At 39.6% G+C, this 19,509-nt stretch carries 13 protein-coding genes; 1 reads left to right on the top strand and 12 read right to left on the bottom strand.

Annotated elements, in window-relative coordinates:
• Window positions 1-39: 39 nt before the first annotated feature.
• The 5 genes from ACYIAR_RS10050 to ACYIAR_RS10030 all read right to left on the bottom strand — a co-directional run bounded on the left by ACYIAR_RS10050 (window position 40) and on the right by ACYIAR_RS10030 (window position 7,151).
• Window positions 40-1,002, bottom strand: a complete 963-nt coding sequence (locus ACYIAR_RS10050; RefSeq protein ID WP_480329357.1) for a sugar phosphate isomerase/epimerase family protein — start codon at window positions 1,000-1,002, stop codon at window positions 40-42.
• A gap of 67 nt (window positions 1,003-1,069) precedes the next feature.
• The gene (locus ACYIAR_RS10045) at window positions 1,070-2,644 is read right to left on the bottom strand and encodes an ATP-binding protein (RefSeq protein ID WP_480329355.1); all 1,575 of its coding nucleotides are present in this window, start codon (window positions 2,642-2,644) and stop codon (window positions 1,070-1,072) included.
• A gap of 237 nt (window positions 2,645-2,881) precedes the next feature.
• Window positions 2,882-3,463: a porin family protein gene (locus tag ACYIAR_RS10040; RefSeq protein ID WP_480329353.1), complete on the bottom strand. Its 582-nt coding sequence runs from the start codon at window positions 3,461-3,463 to the stop codon at window positions 2,882-2,884.
• Between the two features lie 289 nt (window positions 3,464-3,752).
• The gene (locus ACYIAR_RS10035; RefSeq protein ID WP_480329351.1) at window positions 3,753-5,540 is read right to left on the bottom strand and encodes a tetratricopeptide repeat protein; all 1,788 of its coding nucleotides are present in this window, start codon (window positions 5,538-5,540) and stop codon (window positions 3,753-3,755) included.
• Between the two features lie 36 nt (window positions 5,541-5,576).
• Window positions 5,577-7,151 (bottom strand): ATP-binding protein, encoded by a 1,575-nt coding sequence (locus ACYIAR_RS10030; RefSeq protein ID WP_480329349.1) that lies wholly within the window; start codon window positions 7,149-7,151, stop codon window positions 5,577-5,579.
• Window positions 7,152-8,076: 925 nt separating this feature from the next.
• Here ACYIAR_RS10030 and ACYIAR_RS10025 point away from each other — a divergent pair.
• Window positions 8,077-11,208, top strand: a complete 3,132-nt coding sequence (locus ACYIAR_RS10025; protein WP_480329347.1) for a GH92 family glycosyl hydrolase — start codon at window positions 8,077-8,079, stop codon at window positions 11,206-11,208.
• A gap of 169 nt (window positions 11,209-11,377) precedes the next feature.
• Here the strand turns inward: ACYIAR_RS10025 and mtnA are convergent, their stop codons facing one another.
• The 7 genes from mtnA to ACYIAR_RS09990 all read right to left on the bottom strand — a co-directional run bounded on the left by mtnA (window position 11,378) and on the right by ACYIAR_RS09990 (window position 19,337).
• The gene (gene mtnA, locus ACYIAR_RS10020) at window positions 11,378-12,445 is read right to left on the bottom strand and encodes an S-methyl-5-thioribose-1-phosphate isomerase (RefSeq protein ID WP_480333625.1); all 1,068 of its coding nucleotides are present in this window, start codon (window positions 12,443-12,445) and stop codon (window positions 11,378-11,380) included.
• Window positions 12,446-12,547: 102 nt separating this feature from the next.
• Window positions 12,548-14,062: a GH3 auxin-responsive promoter family protein gene (locus ACYIAR_RS10015; RefSeq protein ID WP_480329345.1), complete on the bottom strand. Its 1,515-nt coding sequence runs from the start codon at window positions 14,060-14,062 to the stop codon at window positions 12,548-12,550.
• 121 nt (window positions 14,063-14,183) lie between these two features.
• Complete coding sequence (rnc, locus tag ACYIAR_RS10010; protein ID WP_480329343.1) at window positions 14,184-15,110, bottom strand: ribonuclease III; 927 nt, start codon at window positions 15,108-15,110, stop codon at window positions 14,184-14,186.
• 1 nt (window position 15,111) lies between these two features.
• Entirely contained in the window at window positions 15,112-16,377 is a 1,266-nt protein-coding gene (fabF, locus tag ACYIAR_RS10005) for a beta-ketoacyl-ACP synthase II (protein WP_480329341.1), read from the bottom strand.
• A gap of 24 nt (window positions 16,378-16,401) precedes the next feature.
• On the bottom strand, window positions 16,402-16,638 hold the full coding sequence (locus tag ACYIAR_RS10000) for an acyl carrier protein (protein WP_480329339.1): 237 nt from the start codon (window positions 16,636-16,638) through the stop codon (window positions 16,402-16,404).
• Between the two features lie 261 nt (window positions 16,639-16,899).
• Window positions 16,900-18,009, bottom strand: a complete 1,110-nt coding sequence (gene pdxB / locus ACYIAR_RS09995; RefSeq protein ID WP_480329337.1) for a 4-phosphoerythronate dehydrogenase PdxB — start codon at window positions 18,007-18,009, stop codon at window positions 16,900-16,902.
• A gap of 125 nt (window positions 18,010-18,134) precedes the next feature.
• The gene (locus ACYIAR_RS09990) at window positions 18,135-19,337 is read right to left on the bottom strand and encodes an MFS transporter (protein ID WP_480333623.1); all 1,203 of its coding nucleotides are present in this window, start codon (window positions 19,335-19,337) and stop codon (window positions 18,135-18,137) included.
• Window positions 19,338-19,509: the final 172 nt, after the last annotated feature.

The raw sequence follows: 19,509 nt of genomic DNA, 5'->3' as shown, positions 1-19,509 counted from the left end.
GTCATATTTCCAGCATTGGGAAATATGACTTTCAAAATCTTATTTTACAAATTTCGCTCCAAGAAGATAATCAGCACAGCCTTTTACTCCCTCGAATTGTGTTCCACCCTTCATACCTTCCAATTCGACGAAGAAACTCTTTATTCCATTTGAATAAGCCAGTTTAAATATTTGTTCGAAATTCATCATGCCGGATTTACCTAATACAGCTTTATCCTTGATATGCAGTGCCTGAATGCGTTTTTTGTACTTGTTCATATATTCAACAGGATCCTGTTGCCCCATAACTGTCCAATAAACATCCATTTCAAAGAAAACCAGCGACGGATCCGTATATTTCATAAAACCGTCATAAATGATTTCATATTCATCCTTAGACTCACGCGGAACAGCTCTGCGTCCAAATAAAGATTCCTTTCCGCCTGCTTTCACATAAGCGAACTCACCTTCATGGTTGTGATAACCGAACTTAAGACCGGCAGCCTTAGCTATTTCCCCTGCTCCATTAAATATCTCACCGACATACTCAACTTCTTCCTTACTACGTGTTGACGGTTGTCCTGGCTGAATCAGTAATTTACAACCTATCTCTGCATGGTCAGCTGCAGTTTTTTTCCAATAATCCATTATTTGCTGCTTATTGGATTTTGTATATTCACGTACAGGAGGATTAACATGAGTACTGCGTATCTCCAAACCACAGTCATCACAGATTTTCTTGAACTCTTTCAATGTCATTCCATGCAAACGTCCGTCTTTATAACCTGCAAGCTCAATATAGTTGTAACCATAACTCTTAACCTTCTTCAAGCCTTCCGGAACATTTTCTGTCAATTCTTTTCCCAAAGAATAAATCTGCAATCCGAAATTCTTACTGGAATTAGCCTCCATATCTGAAAAAACAGATGTAGATGTTGCAGAAAGCATATCCGGTTTACCTGCCAACAATCCTCCTAAAGCAACTAAAGAAGCATTACGTAAAAAGTCTCTTCTGTTTATCATAACATAAAATTTTAAGTTAACAATGTAGTAAATTTATAATACTAAATTTTCTTGAGTCTTCAACACATTAATTTCTCTCAACCATATTCCACTCCTCTATCGTCCCAGTATCCGATGAGAACACCGCACCTATCTTATACAGCTTGCGATTGTCTGATTCATATTCTCGCGCATATCCTTTTTCTTCTATCTGGCGCATTGCATCATCCACACTTCCGTCAAGCTTGAATTCGAAGATATAAATATATTCAGGTGTTTCAACGATACAGTCAACACGACCATGGCTCTGGACTTTCTCTGTATAAACTGTATAAACTCCTATAAGGCGCATTATCAGGTAGAATGTATAATGGAAGTATCTTTCCCGCTCGCGCTCGTTCTCCTTCCTGCGCATTGTGTATGGGATACTTGCAAGGAATGAGGTCAATCCGATACGGAAATCTTCTATCATTCCATCCTCAAGCTGGAAAGAGGCATTACGTATCCATGAATAGATACTTTCTTTGGTATTGAAATAACTTCCTGCCACTAATGACAAAAAGCCCTTCTTGACCTCATTATTCGGATAATCCAAGAGAAATGCGTTTCGCCGTAAATCAAAATCTTTTATCGTAAGATAACCGCTCTGGTATATCATTGGCAATGGCAGTTCTACTGTTGCCTTATAATCGATAAACTCCTCAGCTGAATAATATTTTCCGGTTATCTCATTCATATTTTCGTTCGTATGGGATAACAGACGGATAAGATATGTTGGTGTTCCACTCTTGAACCAATAGTCACTTACCCTTCCTGTCGAAAAAGCATTCAACAGGCTGAAGGGATTATACACATCTGTCATTTTATCACTGAAATGATAACCGTCATACTGGGATTTAAGCATCGACATCATTTCTTCATAGGAACATCTGTAAAATTCCCTCATCTCATCTATTGATTCTCGGAAAGAAGCTTCAAGTTCTGCCTGAGAAATACCGCACAATGTCTCATACTTGCCATGCATACTGATATCGAACGGCTGGTTGAATCCGCTGAACACGCTGACCTGGGAGAACTTCGTCACTCCTGTCAGAAATACAAATTGTAGGTGCTCGTCCGCACTTTTAAATACAGAATAAAAACCTTTCAATATATTACGGTGTTCTTCTTCCAAATCCTTATCCACATCAAGTACATCAAGTATCGGCTTGTCATACTCATCCACCAATACCACTGCTCGGCGACCGCTTACTTCATGAGCTTTTGACAATACATGCCTGAATCTCACACCCAAACCGACTTCCTTATCAACTCCCGATATATCATAAAGTTTCTCCCAGCCTGATATATAGTCATCAATCATGGCATTAAGAGCTCCTTTACAAGTAAAATTTCCACCATTGAAATCCATGTGGAACACAGGATAAACCTTCCACTCCTTCTCCAACGAATCTATCTTCAATCCCTTAAACAGTTCTTTCCTGCCAAGGAAATAATTTTTCAATGTGGATACCAAAAGACTTTTCCCAAAACGGCGGGGACGGCTCAGAAAGTATATCGTTCCCTCCTTAACCAAGGAATAAACCATATCTGTCTTATCAACATATACAAAACCGTCTTCTATCAGCCGGTCGAAACTTTGGATGCCTATTGGGTATTTCATTATCGGGATAAATTTATGTTCTGATATGTAACAAAGTTAGTAAAAGATAATTGGAGGGGCAAATGAATATAAGGCTTTTCAATAAATATCAACCAGATAAATTAACAGAATACAAAGAGGATAAGATATTCAATAATATAAAATAGGTTTTGCCAATATACTATATATCAATTAATAATAATCAGTAGTTAAAAGAGTCATTACTTTACTCCTCTAACTACTGATTCATATATGTTTTCAAAACTTATAACCTACAGAAAGGGTACCTACATTATAACGGACTGCTACTCCATCTCCAAACTCATTTCCAAGTGAGATATCATATCCCAATCGGAAAAACATTCGCTTAACCTCAACACCGGCTGAAGCTGAAAATCCCCAGTCAAAGGTGTTTCCCGCTCTTGAATCTTTATATAACTGAGTGTTTTTCCAGTTATTTGCCAAATACAATCCTATATAAGGACCAGCACTTACAAACAAACGTGTTTCATCTGCTATATTCCAGGAATAACGTGCATGTATTGGCATCTGCAAAAGGTGACGGACCAAAGATGGAGCTTCAGCCTTATAAATATCATGTGGTATATCTACCAAAGCTTTGGAATATCCTCTCTGGGTATAAAACAATCCAGATTCTATAGAGAAATTGGATTGGAACATATACTCTACGGATGCTCCTACTTTTATCGCCGGTTTCCAACCAACACCGGCACCATTGTAACTCAATGCTGAAAGTCCCAATTCTGGAGCTACTGTAAATTGCGCACTTGCTATAAATACATTAAACATTAACAGCAAAAACAAACATACTTTTTTCATGATAACTATTATTTTTTGTTTTGTCGCAAAATTATCTCCCTCCAATCAACAAAGCAAAAAATCCATATATACAAATTTCAAATACTAATCCAGTAGATACCAACGCATTAGCAAAAGCAAGTGCCATTTTATATATACAACGGGCTTTTCTCGTCACGTTAAAATAAGCAAACAAAATTACTTCCGAACCCAATTTGAATTAGGTTCGGAAGAAAATAAAATTTCCTTCGGAGGAAAATATGATTTCTTCCGAAGGAAATTCCTGAACTTTCCTATACCTATTTTATGGCTAATATTCCCGAATAAACGTATCGATTTCAGACTGGTTTACTTTCTTCTTGAAACGCTGTTTCCACTGGCTGACACTGGTTGGTGACACATTCATAACCGTTGCTATCGTGGAATTGGGAAACGCCCAGCGAAACAAACAGCAATAATGTATATCATTTTCGGTCAACGACGGGAACTCTTTTTTCAGGCGGGACAAGAAATGATGGTGCACCAGATCCGTAAAACCGCACAATTCTGCCCAATCTTCATCCTTCAGGCAATATGGAGCATTTTGTAATCGGGCATACACTGTATCTTTCCAACAAATCGATCCGGGAGATGAAACCGCTATTTCCCGAGAAGTCACCTGACGACCGGAAAGTTTCTTTCGTAACTGTTCCAATTCTTCCTCCAATTTCCGATTAGCTTGTTTATAAGAATTAATCGACACCTGCAATTCCTCTTTTTGGATATTCCAATCTGACTGGTGGATTCGGCTGGTATCCAACAATTCGGACAATTTTTTCAGTTCATCCTCTTTACAAGCTATCTGCTGCAAATTAGATTCCTTCTGCTTCTCCAATTTCCGTACTTGTTCCGACAAACCCGCCAAACGGGCTTCTTTCTGACGGATGATTTTCCGATAATAACGCCGGCCATACAAAAACATAAGCCATAAAGACAAGAATGCCAACAAAATTACACAAGAAAGCAAACGGGATTTCCAAACCAACTCCTGATTATGACGTTTTAATTTCTCCTGGTTGTATTTTGCCTCTACCTTGGCTATCGCCTCTAAATGTTCATTAGCTTTGATTGAATCCTGAATTGCCCAATAGGTCTCTACATATTCAAAGGCTTTCGCATAATCCCCTTCTTCCCGATAAGTTAAATACAACCTCTTACAAGCCGAACGACGCGTATAAGGATTATCCGAAGAGAGAGATTTTTCCAAATAAGGAATGGCCAATAGATATTTCTTCTGCAAACGGAAAAGATTTCCTTTTCCCACATAATACTGATACTTTCCACGCCATTTATCGACCTGTACCAAGGTATCAATTTCCTGATAACAAACTTCTGCCCGCTCAAAATTGCCTATCTGCACCATGATAAAAATCGACTCGCACAAAACTTTACTTAAAAAATCCGGATCACCCGCTTCACGAGCCACCTGTATAGCCAGAGTATAACAGGAATCTGCCTTGGTCCAATTCTCCTGCAAACCATAAATGCGTCCCAAAGAACAACAAGCATTCGAAATATCCGTCTTATCCCCGGACTGCTCCGCATATTCCAATGACCGCCGATAAGTATCGGAAGCTTTGTCCATAAAACGTCTGTGCGCATAAAGAGTTCCCAAATGAGAAGTAATCAGATGTAGTAAATAATAATCTCCAACTTCCCTTCCTACTTCCTCCGCCTCTATATAAAAACGGACAGCATCATCAGGTTCATCAAGCTCAGAGGCAACACGACCGGAAGTGTAAAGGGCAGTAGCATAACGCTTCCTATCTCCTGAGGTTCGGAAATAATCAGTAGCAAAACGTATCAAAGAATCCGAAGTATGCGTTCGGTAACTCTTATCCTTCGCCTGGGTAAACAGCAAACACCAAGTAGCATATTCAAGATTACGACTTTTTTCAGGAGACGGTAAAGCCTCCAGCAGACGGTAAGCACTGTCTGGATCGGTAGGTAACAACGATTCTGCTTCTTGCAAAACAGGTGAAATCGAGGCTTTCTTACGACACCCTGATATAAGTAATGAAAATATCAGCAACACACAATAATATATATAGGTTCTCATGGTATAAAAGGTTTTTTTGATATAATAAATTTTCTATTATTCCCTCTCAGATATTCTCCACTCCTCTATCGTTCCAGTCTCTGATGAAAACACCGCACCTATCTTATACAACTTGCGGTTGTCTGATTCATATTCACGCGCATATCCTTTTTCTTCTATCTGGCGCATGGCTTCATCAGAGCTTCCGTCAAGCTTGAACTCGAAGATATAAATATATCCCGATGTCTCAACTATGCAATCGACACGACCATGGCTCTGGACCTTTTCCGTATAAACTGTATAAACTCCTATAAGGCGCATTATCAGGTAGAATGTATAATGGAAGTATCTTTCCCGCTCACGCTCGTTCTCCTTCCTGCGCATTGTGTACGGTATGCTAGCAAGGAATGAGGTCAGTCCAGCACGGAAATCTTCTATCATTCCATCCTCAAGTTGAAAAGAGGCATTACGTATCCATGAATAGATACTTTCTTTGGTATTGAAATAACTTCCTGCCACTAATGATAAAAAGCCCTTCTTGACCTCATTATTCGGATAGTCCAGAAGAAATGCATTACGACGTAAATCAAAGTCTTTTATCGTAAGATAACCGCTCTGGTATATCATTGGCAATGGTAGTTCTACGCTTGCCTTATAATCGATAAACTCCTCAGCTGAATAATATTTTCCGGTTATCTCATTCATATTCTCGTTCGTATGGGATAACAGACGGATGAGATATGTTGGTGTTCCGCTTTTGAACCAATAGTCTGATATATCCAATGTTGCAAACGCATTCAGTAGGCTGAAAGGATTATATACATCCGTCATTCTCTTACTGAAATGATAACCGTCATACTGGGACTTAAGCATTGACCTCATTTCTTCATAGGAGCATCCGTATGTCTTGGACATATCCGTTATCGGTTCATGAAATATTAAATCAAGTTCTTCCTGCGATATTCCGCACAATGTTTCATATTTACTGTGCATACTTATATCGAACAGCTGGTTGAATCCGCTGAACACGCTGACCTGGGAAAACTTCGTCACTCCTGTCAGAAATACAAATTGCAGATGCTCGTCTGCACTTTTAAATACAGAATAGAATCCTTTCAATATATTACGGTGTTCTTCTTCCAAATCCTTATCTATATCAAGAACATCGAGTATCGGCTTGTCATACTCATCCACCAACACCACTGCTCGGTGGCCGCTTACTTCATGGGCTTTTGACAATACTTCCTTAAAACGCATACCAAGATTTACTTCCTGTTCCACGCTCTCTATATCATATTCCTTTTCCCATCGGCTGATATAACCGAGAATAGCACTTCTCAACGAACCGGGCAAGGTATATTCTCCCCCATTGAAATCCATGTGGAACACAGGATAAACCTTCCACTCATTCTCCAACGAATCTATCTTCAAGCCCTTAAACAGTTCTTTCCTGCCAAGGAAATAATTCTTCAATGTAGATACCAAAAGACTTTTTCCGAAACGGCGCGGACGGCTCAGAAAGTATATCGTGCCCTCCTTAACCAAGGAATAAACCATATCTGTCTTATCAACATATACAAAACCGTCTTCTATCAGCCGGTCGAAACTTTGGATGCCTATTGGGTATTTCATTATCGGGATAAATTTATGTTTTGCTATGTAACAAAGTTAGTAAAAGATAATTGCAGAGGCAAATGAATGCATAGTTTTCATTAATTCAAGTTTTTCTAATAATCCTATGTAAAGTAACTGATATTTTTCCTTGTCAACTTGTCTCTGTAGCCTTGTTAACTTTCAGGTTGAGTAACTTGCTAAACTTAATCAGCGAAATATCATTTTGTCAATTTGACATTATGACAAATTAACTACCCTGAGATTCCGTTATTTCAGAGCAAACTACAAATATTCCAAAACGATGGCATTCTCATGAACTTAAGGAAATACAAATTGACAGTATTTTTCATATAAAACTTACAAAATATATTATTCATTGCAATGATTTTCAACTCCAATATCAAAGAGTAAAAGAAAAACAAAGATTACATATCAAAATATCTTTCCCAAAACAATCGTATATTTTCTTATTCCTGAATAAAAAACATAGTTTTAACGTCCATTTTTTCACTAAAAAACAATTTATTAAACTAACTAGAGCATTTGTTAAAAATTTGATTGCAATGACTTGAGGTAATCATTGTGAAGAGTGTCCCGAATCATTACAATAACTTGGTGAAACGATTGAGATAACTTACCCAAATCATTGCAATGATTTTCTGAAATGATAGAAAAAGAAGAGAAAAATCAATTTTTCAGAATCAAAATGAACAAATCACGAGTTAGCAAAAAGTCTGTTATTTTCAATTAATGATACTAAAACGGCGAAATATATGGAATTTTAACAATGTAAATATAATGTATCATCATTAAAACTTAACAAGTTAAAGGACTGGAATCACGCGAAACTTCAATTTCATAAGATAGTCCAACCACATAATAAAAAACAACCATCCTTCCTGGTAATTTTTTCCGTTATTTTGCATAAAAACACAACAATATCATGAATAAACGAATAGCCTCTTTATTATTAGCTACGGCATTCTGTTCGCAGCCAATATTTGCCGAACAGATATGGACAATAGGCAACAACGACAACAGCGCCAAAGGATTCGCATTGGCTCCGGACAAATACAAGGACTATCTGGCACATGATTTCGGATATGAAGACAGATATTTCCTTATCGGACATTCTGATGCAGAGAAAGACTTTCCTTATATCATTCCCGGACCATCCGACGGATGGGGCGGCACAGGAGGAACTTCCGGCTGGCGTACTCACGAAACAACCATACTTTTCGGAATAGAAAAAATGCCTTCTTCGTCGAAACAGTGGAAACTGGTTATCGACGTTCTGGATAATGCAGTTGAATTACCTCCACTTTTGAAGGTTACCGTGAACGGAGAAATATGGAAATTCCAATTGCCAAAAGGTAAAAACAAAAACTCTATAACAGGTGATTTATCCGGCACTACTGAAAACAGAATTGAAATTCCTGTTAATCCGGAATGCCTGCACGAAGGAGGAAACGAGATACGTCTGTCTGTCCTTCAAGGTTCGTGGATTATGTTCGACCAGGTAATGCTTGAAGGTCCGTCCGGTGTTTCTCTTGTAAAGCCTGGAAAAGCTTTTGTGCGTAACGTAAAAGCAGCAGAATACGAGTTGAAAGACAACGGAAACAGTGTTCAGCCTTTACTTGTCGATGTTGAAGAGCTTTCAGGAAGGCCGAACCTTGAAGTTGAACTTGACGGCAAAAAAGTTTTCTCACAACGCCTGGATACTGCACGATATATCCTGGAAGCTCCAATGCCGGCAGTTAAAGCTGACAAGAAAAGCAACTATGTAGTGAAAGCTGACGGTAAAGTTATTGCCAAAGGTTCAGTGACCCGTTCTCAGAAACCGGAACAGACCCTTGCCGACTATGTTGACACACGCATAGGAACAGGACACTCACGCTGGATGATTGCACCGGGACCATGGATGCCTTTCAGTATGGTTAAGCTCAGTCCGGACAACCAGAACAGCGGATGGCAAAGCGGATACCAACCTACGTTTGAAAATATCGGTTGCTTCAGCCATATCCATGAATGGACTTTGGGCGGATTAGGCCTGATGCCTACAAACGGCAAACTGGTTATTCAGGAAGGTGACGAAGCTGATCCGGATTCCGGATATCGTTCACGTATTGATAAACGCACGGAAAAAGCCGGTATCGGATATTATGCGATAAATCTTGAGGACTATGATATTAAGGCAGAACTGACTGCCACAACCCGATGCGGTTTCCAAAGATATACATTCCCGACAGACCGCGAAGGAGCACGTATCCTTGTGGATTTGCACATCCCGACAGAATACGACTATATGCTTCGCGAAGTTGAGCTGCGCCGTGTCAACGATTATAGAATCGAAGGTGTAAGTCATCAGTTGTCAAAGAATGTATGGAGTGATGATGCTGACCAAGACTATAAGCTTCATTTTGTTCTTGAATTTGACCAGCCTATCGCAGATATGGGTATTTGGGTAGATGGAGAAGTCAGACGCGACACCATCCTTAAAGCTAAAGACTTGAAGGATGCAGGAGCATATCTGCAATTCGATGTCAAGAACAATCCTGTTGTTCAGGTTCGTTCAGGTATTTCTCTGGTTAGTATTGAGAATGCCAGTCTGAACCTTGAGACAGAAATAACACGACCATTCGGTTGGAATTTCGAAGCTGTCAAGAAAAACCAGCTTGATGTATGGAACGACATTTTCGGACGTGTTCAGATAAATACAGCAGACAGTCAGGAAAAGACTCGTTTCTACAACAATATGTATCGAGCCCTTTGTAGCCGTAATACATGGAGCGACGTAAACGGTGAATGGATTTCGACAGACAAGAAGGTTCGCCGCCTGGCTAATTCTGACGATATGGCTTTGGGATGTGATGCTTTCTGGAATACATTCTGGAATCTTAACCAGTTCTGGAATCTTGTCACTCCGGAATGGAGCAAACGATGGGTAAACTCACAGCTTGCCATGTATGATGCCAACGGATGGCTGGCTAAAGGCCCTGCTGGTATGAATTATATCCCTGTAATGGTTGCAGAACATGAAATTCCTCTTATCGTTGGTACATACCAAATGGGTATACGCGACTTTGACACTGACAAGGCACTCGAAGCTATGTTGAAAATGCAAAGCACTCCATCACAAAAAGTATTCGACGGATATGCCGGAAACCGAGATTTGAAAACTTATCTGGAACATGGTTACGTTCCGTCTGACCAGGGACGTTTCTCCAATTCTCTTGAATATTCCTACGATGACTGGACTGTAGGACAGTTTGCGAAAGCTCTTGGCAAGGATGACATCTACAAGAAATTCAACGAACGCGGTTACTGGTGGAAAAACGTAATAGACCGCAAATCAGGTTTTGCCGTTCTGAAAGACAGCAAAGGTAAATGGGCAAAAGATTTCGACCCGTTCCGTTCAGGAGCAAACCAGCATTATGTTGAAGGAAATGCTTGGCAGCTTACATATTTTGTTCCCCAGGATGTTCCGGCACTGGCTGATTATATGGGCAAGAAACGTTTCATAGAACGTCTGGAATGGGGATTCCAAGCAAGCGAACCATGGCGCTACAATGCTCCAAACGACCAATATTGGGATTTCCCTGTAGTGCAGGGCAACCAGCAGTCAATGCATTTCGCTTTTCTATTTAACTGGGTGGGCAAACCTTGGGAAACTCAAAAATGGAGCCGTTCAATCATCGACCGCTACTATGGCGCAGGTATTGCAAATGCTTATCTTGGCGATGAAGACCAGGGACAAATGAGTGCATGGTTCATCATGGCTGCGATAGGATTATTCCAAACAGACGGAGGATGTAATATTAATCCGGTTTATGAAATCGCAAGCCCGTTGTATGAAAAGACTATTATCAGACTAGACAACCGTTATGGTCGTGGCGACAAATTCGTTATCGAAGCACGCAACGCTTCACGTCTGAACAAATATATTCAGTCTGCTACTCTCAACGGCAAGCCTCTGAATTCTTTCAAATTCCCGGCATCAGAATTGCTGAAAGGTGGAACCTTAGTACTTGAAATGGGTGACAAACCTAATAAAAAGTGGGGTGTAGAAAAATAAATCCACAAACATAAGAACTAGATAATAACTGACATATTACAGTAAAGTCTTTAATGGATTAAAAAGATTTGTTTGGTTAACAAAAAAACTTCCGGAGAAATTTTTCCGGAAGGTTTTTTATAAAACAATTATTGCAATTTCAACATTGCTATCTTTTTTCAACACATTACTACATTAAATCCACATTTTTGAAAACTCCTTTTTCCGTTACATATGCAGTGACAAGAGATGCAGGAGTAACATCGAATGCAGGATTATAAACCTTTACATTTTCGGGAGCCATACGGTGAATGTAATGCATTTCGGTTACTTCATATGCGGAACGCTGTTCAATAACAATATCATTCCCCGTAGGTGTATCTTTATCAAACGTGCTGCTAGGTCCCAGGACATAGAACGGGATGCCATAGTGATGTGCCAGAACCGCAAGTCCGCAAGTTCCAATTTTGTTTGCTACATCGCCATTTGCCGCTATTCGGTCACAACCAACCATTACCATATCAACCATTCCACGGCTCATCAATGATGCAGCCATATTATCGCAGGATAAAGTTGTATCAACCCCAAACCTCATCAACTCGTATGCGGTAAGACGTGCGCCCTGTAACAACGGGCGTGTTTCGTCTGCATATACTTTAGGATTCAAGCCCATAGCCTGCGCCAGATAGATTGGAGCAAGAGCTGTTCCATAACGTGACACCGCAAGATGACCAGCATTGCAATGTGTGAGTATTCGGCTTCCTTCTGAAATCAAATCTACTCCATGCGAAGCTATTTGTCTGCACATTTCTATATCCTCATCCTTGATTTTAATAGCCTCAGATAATAAACGAGATTTCAATTCAAAAGAATCTTCCTCTGAAAGAATTTCCTTACCGTTTATATATTGATTGAAACAATCAGCCATCCTGTTGAGTGCCCACGAAAGATTAACAGCAGTTGGTCGACTAGCTCTAATTCTGTCAGCCAACGCCATAAATTCTTCTTTCAGAAGAGACACAGAAGAAACTGACAATAAAGTACGCACGAAGCAAACATACAATCCTGCTGCTGCGGCAACTCCAATTGCAGGTGCTCCTCTGACCTTTAATCGTACAATTGCATCTATCAGATCTTTTTCATCTTCAATTTTAAGGAAAATCTCCCGTTCCGGAAGTTGAGTTTGGTCAAGGATTACAAGGCAATCTTCTTTCTCGTTTAATGTAACAACATCAGGCAAAGAGAAAGTTTGCTCCAGTTTGTCCAGGCCTATTTGTTTAGGGGATATCATAGATATAAGTTTTTGAGTTTTTGAGTTTTTGAGTTTTTGAGTTTTTGAGTTTTTGAGTTTACAAATTTTTCAAATCCCGTTATTCATCTTCAGCAGTTCTTCCAAAATAATGCGGTTATTGCTCAGACGCGGGATTTTATGCTGTCCGCCTTCTTTCCCTTTCATTTTGAGCCAGTCATAGAAGCAATTCTTACGTGCAGGAATGACTTCTAAAGGCTGAAGTGATATTTCCTTATATCGTTTCGCCTCATAATCTGAATTTGCCTCCTGAAGTTTAAAGTCAAGTATATGGGCAAATTCAGCTAATGACTCAGGTTGCCTGTCAAATTCAATCAGCCACTGATGACGGCCTTTTGCATTGTTAAGGAGGAACAGAGGAGCCACGGTATAATCAGTAATGACTGCACCGGTAAGTTTACAGGCTTCGGCAAGAGCTTTATCGGCATTATGAACCATAAGTTCCTCGCCAAAGGCATTTATGAAATGTTTTGTTCTGCCAGAGATTACAAATTTATATGGATTTGTAGAAGTAAAGCATACTGTATCCCCTATCTCATATCTCCACAAACCACCGGGAGTTGAGATAAGCATTGCATAATTTTTACCGGTTTCCACCGCTTCAAGAGGCAATACGGTCGGATTATCATTCTCCAATTCATTGAGCGGAATAAACTCGTAATATATTCCATAATCGAGCATAAGCAGAAGTGAGGCATCATTCGGGTCGTCCTGAATACCGAAGAAACCTTCGGAAGCGTTATAAGTTTCCATATAATGCATCTTGTCCGATGGAATAAGCGACTTATACTGTTCACGATAAGGATTGAAACTTATTCCTCCATGGAAGAATACTTCGAGATTGGGCCATACATCAGTCAGATATTCCGCACCTGCTTTTTTCATCACAGCCTTGATAAGCACAAGCATCCAGGAAGGAACACCGGATATGTTGGAAACATTCTTATTATACGTATTTTCAACAATGGATTTTATTTTACTTTCCCATTCATCCATCAGGATTATCTTCTTTTCAGGGACACGGATAGTTTCAACCAGCGGATTAAGATTCTGCAAAAGAACAGCTGAAAGGTCGCCACAATGAATATCCTTATTCAGAGGCGATGGACTGTGACTGCCACCAAGAATCAGCCCTTTTCCTTGAAAAAAACGACTTTGCGGATTATTGCGCAAATATAAAGCGACAGTGTCAAAACCGCCCTGATAATGAGTTTTCTTAAGAACTTCAGAAGTAACCGGAAGGAATTTACTTTTATCACTTGTTGTGCCGCTGCTTTTGGCAAACCATTTTACGGGAGTAGGCCAGATAATATTACTCTCCCCATTAAGCATACGCTTTATGTCAGCCTTCAAAGAGTCGTAAGTCTGTACTGGAATACGGCAGAAATCATTATGTGAATGAATTGTGTTGAAGCCATATCTTTTGCCCCATTCTGTTTTCTCAGCAGTTTTCAGAAGATATTTCAGCTGCAAATCCTGCAGTTCATGAGCATGATTATAGTATTTTTCAATAGCCTTCTGACGGGAATGGAAAAATACGGAAATACTTTTTGTTAATAAATCCATTGCCTATTTTTGCTGATAATGATATTAGATTACGCAAATGTATGCAAACTTACGGATATAAAAAAGGAGGCAATATGTCAAAAGCATGAAATCCTGACTTATTACCTCCTTTATCTATTGTTTACTTTTCCACAGATTCCTGTTGTGTCTGCAGAGATGTATTTTCTTGTTCCAATTCTTCCGTCTGAATCTCAGTCAGGACCGGCTGTTCGTTTGAAACAACAGGTTCACTACTGTTCACCTCAGAACTATTTTCGGCAGCACGAGCTTCTTTTTTCTTTTTCTTTATATCATTGACAAGCTGCTGGAATTCTTTGTCCGTGCGCAGCTTTTTCAAAGCCATTTGTGCAGCGTTCTGATGAGATTCTTTCTTTGTATATCCTATTCCGATACCCATTTGTATCTCGCCCTCAAGAATTATAGAAGTCTGAAAAACCGGGTTGCCGTCATTATCGTTGAATGATTCAATAATACTGAAATCAACGGACAATTTGTTTTTCTGTCCCCATTCTATAAGATGCGATTTGAAGTTCATTTCTTTCTTAGCAATATTATCAAGGTCGATATATTTGCTGATGATAATCTTACTTATGAAATCGAAAGCAGCAGAATAACCGTGATCCAGATAAACAGCACCAATAAGTGCTTCCAAGGCATTTCCGTATATATAATTATTGTGAGTACTTACCTTGGTAGCATATTTCACCATCTTATCAAGACCAAGCTCGAGGGCTATATGGTTCAATGTCTCACGCTTCACTATTTTTGAACGCGTGTTAGTAAGATAACCTTCCTTTTTATTAGGGAAATGAACATAGACAATATCAGCGACTATGGCATCCAGAATAGCATCACCCAGAAATTCCAAACGTTCGTTGTTAAGTGATTTTCCATTCTCGTCCTCGACAGACGAAGATCTGTGAAGAAATGCCTGCTCGTAAATCTTGATATCGTCCGGGTAATAACCGGTAATCTTGTAAATAGACAAATAAGGCTCCTTACCTTTATTCTTAAGGAGCCTTATTTTCTTGTATAATTGTGATAACACGTTACTTCACAAATTTTTTAACGATAACAGTAGCATTGTGACCACCGAAACCGAATGTATTTGAAAGAGCTGCATTGACAGTACGTTTCTGAGCATTATTGAAAGTAAAGTTCAAATTGTAGTCAATTTCAGGATCTTCATCGCCTTCAGCATGGTTGATTGTTGGAGGAACGATATCTTCCTTAACAGCCATTACACTGATAATAGCTTCCAAAGCACCTGCAGCACCAAGCAAATGGCCTGTCATAGACTTTGTTGAGCTGATATTAAGTTTATATGCATGCTCACCAAATACTTCCTTGATTGCCTTAGCTTCAGAGATATCACCTACTGGTGTTGATGTTCCGTGAACATTGATATAGTCAATGTCTTCAGGTTTCATTTCCGCATCTTCCAAAGCGTTAGTCATTGTCAAGCGTGCACCAAGACCTTCCGGATGAGTTGCTGTCAAGTGATAAGCATCTGCTGACATACCTGCGCCTGCAACTTCAGCATAGATTTTAGCACCACGAGCCAAAGCATGTTCAAGTTCTTCAAGCACAAGGCAAGCAGAACCTTCACCCATAACGAAACCGTCGCGGCTTGCACTGAACGGACGAGATGCTGTTTCCGGAGAATCGTTGCGAGTTGACAATGCATTCATTGAGTTGAATCCGCCAACACCTGCAGCAGCAATAGCAGCTTCTGCACCACCTGTTACAATTACATTAGCTTTACCCAAACGGATATAGTTGAATGCATCAGCAATAGCATTTGTTGAAGATGCACAAGCTGAAACAGTGGCAAAGTTAGGACCACGGAAACCATAAATCATAGAGATATGACCGGCTGCGATATCAGCAATCATCTTAGGGATGAAGAAAGGATTGAACTTCGGACCGATTGTATCTTTAGTCTGAGCATAGCCCATTACCTCATCTTCGAATGTTTTGATACCACCAATACCGGCAGCGAAGATAACACCTATGCGGTTTTTGTCTTCGTTGTCCAAGTCCATCGCTGCATCTTCAATTGCTTGTTTTGCTGCACCGATGGCCAACAAACTATAACGATCACATTTGCGCGCTTCCTTACGATCAACATACAATGATGAATCGAAGTTCTTCACTTCGCATGCAAACTGTGTCTTAAACTTACTTGCGTCAAAATGAGTAATAGGTCCTGCACCGCTTTTACCATTAATAATACCCTCCCAGGTTTCTGCGAGGGTATTACCAAGAGGAGAAATAGCACCAAGACCTGTTACTACTACTCTTTTTAATTCCATACCTTTTTTTATAAAAGGGGTTGATTACTTCGCGTTAGCTTCGATATAAGCGATAGCGTCGCCTACTGTTGTAATCTTTTCTGCTTGATCATCAGGAATTGAGATACCGAATTCTTTTTCGAATTCCATAATCAATTCTACTGTATCAAGAGAGTCTGCTCCTAAATCGTTAGTAAAGCTTGCTTCGTTAGTAACTTCAGATTCTTCTACACTTAATTTATCAACGATGATAGCTTTTACTTTAGATGCAACTTCAGACATAACTTTTTAATTTAGATTAATAATATGAATTTACTTTTTTATTTTTCACTGCAAAGAAAAGAATTTTTTACGTAACAACACAAATTTACTACATTAAAAATGCTGATTATTGCACATTTTTTCTTTTCTTGTGCATTAAAATGCTCCAAACTATGCCAAATTTCTAACTATTTAACATTTATATCAGTTACAAATTGAATAAACATACCCTGATAAATCCATTTATGTATAGAAATTTTGGGCATCTGATTCATCCATGTTTCAGCAGGAAAATCCAAGATTCCGGAGCTGTTTTTTCTCTTCCTCCCGGGCATTTACCACCTTATAGGCAAGAAGTTCGCGAGGATGCTTATAATTTGTACGGAACAGCTCGAAATCTTCCGGTTTCCGACGTAATTCACTGTCTATATTTTCCGGATTGAAACAGCTTAGGACTGCCTGTTCAACACGGTGACTGTCACCAAACTTATCCATATCTATTACATCATTCGCCGGTGCTGGAGGAACCACATCTTTCAATTTATCAAATCTTATATCAAAATATTTCTCAATATTCATCAAACAAGCACGTGTTCCATTCGCTTTTCCATCGGCTGAGAAACCTGCAATATGAGGAGTTGCTATGTCACAAAGAGAAAGTAATTCCCGATTTATGGTTGGTTCGTTTTCCCAACAATCCAATATCAGACGGCTGATTTTCCCTTCCTTAACGGCTTTGAGCAAAGCTTCAGTGTCGTGAACTGCACCACGACAGCTATTTACCAACCAAGGCTTTTTACGAAGTTTATCAAAAAAGGATGTATTTGCAAGATGCCATGTAGGATATTTTCCTTCTTTGGTTAATGGAACATGCAAGGTTATTATATCAGATTCCTCAGCGATAGTATCCAGAGAAACAAAACCGTCACTTCCCTCCTTCTCCTGACGAGGCGGGTCATTACGAAGAACTTTCATTCCCATATATCCTGCTATTCTTTCAACTACACGACCAACATGACCAACACCGACAATTCCCAAAGTCTTACCCTTGAGCTCTTCGCCACTACGCAATGACACCGCAATCAAGGATGAAAGCACATAAAGCCCTACAGACTCCGCATTGCAGCCCGGAGCATTGAACCATGTTATTCCTGCCTCATCGCAATAATGAGTATCAATATGGTCAAAACCAATTGTGGCTGTAGTTATAAGCTTAACCTTACTGCCGGTTAGCAATTCACGCGTACATTTATCTATACTACGCACTATAAGCGCATCGGCATCACTAACCTTTTCCGGTGTGAATTCCTTTGAATTTATATATTCTATATCAGCCACAGGCTCTGCTACTCCTTTAAGGAATGGCACTGTGTTATCGGCAATGATTTTCATTTTGAATCAGTTATTTATATTTATAATTATAGGGGACGAGTTGACAAGATGACGAGTTGACAAGGCTATAGGAAATAGGGAATATCTTCTTAACTCCTTGACTTCTTAACTTCTTACCCTAGCTCCTATCCTCTCAACTTATTCTTCTCAAAATGTGGACCTGCCTTGAATCGGAAAAACAGAATTGAAACTATCGTCAGACTTGCGCCAAACAGATATGCGTATTCAAAGCCACCCCACTGCTGCGCTATGTGTCCGCCAATCATAAGTCCGGCACCTGTACCCACATCCCAACTTGTAAGATATGTGGATGTTGCCGTTCCTCTCTGATTATTCTGAGCCAGATTTACAAACAAAGTATTGAATGCCGGGAACATTGTTCCGAACGCTATACCCTGCATCAATGCTATGATTATATATAAATAAGAACTTAATGTAATATTCCATCCGGCAAGGAGATGCAATGCTGAAAGGCAGAAGAATGTTCCGGCGGCAAGATACATACCTAAAGTTATGACAAGAGTTATCCTTCCCTTATCTACTTGTTTTCCGGATATAATACGCGATGTAGCAAGGCCAATCGCCATGAATGTAAAATACAATCCCGAATTTACGGTTATACCTATTTCCTCCGCATACATTGCCACATATGTAGAAGTCATTCCATATGGAATAGATAAAAGTAGAAGTGATATTCCCGCCCATATTCCTTTCTTAAGGAAGAAACGGTCCAATGATATCGGCTCTCTTTTTACCGGAGCACGGTATGATGTCTTCACCATATACGCCATTATCATACCCAAACTTCCGGACAATAATGAGCAGGCAAATATAAAAGGATAAGAATATGTATTGTGCATAAACAGACCAATCATAGGTCCGAAACTCATTGCCATGTTGTTTGCCAGTCCGTAGTAACTGATTCCTTCTCCTCGTCTCGACGAAGGCAGAACATCAATGACCAGTGTGTTTCCGGCAACAGTAACCATTCCGAATGCAATACCATGGATGATACGCAACGCAACGAACAATGTTATGGTAGTGGCAAGAATATATCCTCCAAACACAGCAATAAACACAAGATAAGCAACAAGATAAAGAGGACGGCGCGAGAATGTATCCAGCAAATAACCGGAAAAAGGTCTGATGCACAGACATGCCACAGTATAACAGGACAATATAAATCCTATCCAAGTCTTATCTGCCCCAAACTCTTCCTGCAAATAAAATGCCATAATCGGCATAATCAGGTAGAATGCAAAATACAACAGAAAATTCGCCGCCAGTATATAACAGAAATTCGGCGAAAGCATTTTATCCTTGCCCATAATATCTAAACATCGAAAACCTAAATCCTGTGCAAAAGTAAGATTAATGTCCCAACCTTTTCCATAGGCCTGGAAAAAGTTTTTCATGCCGATGAAAATTCTTTTTCATACGGGTGAAAATTTATTTTCTTCCCTATGAAAAAAGTTTTTCAGCAATATAAAAAAGGCTAGA

This window comes from Parabacteroides sp. KHUB-01 (genome assembly GCF_056640935.1).
Note: the sequence above shows the minus strand (reverse complement) of the source record. Positions and strands in the feature narration are given on the sequence as shown.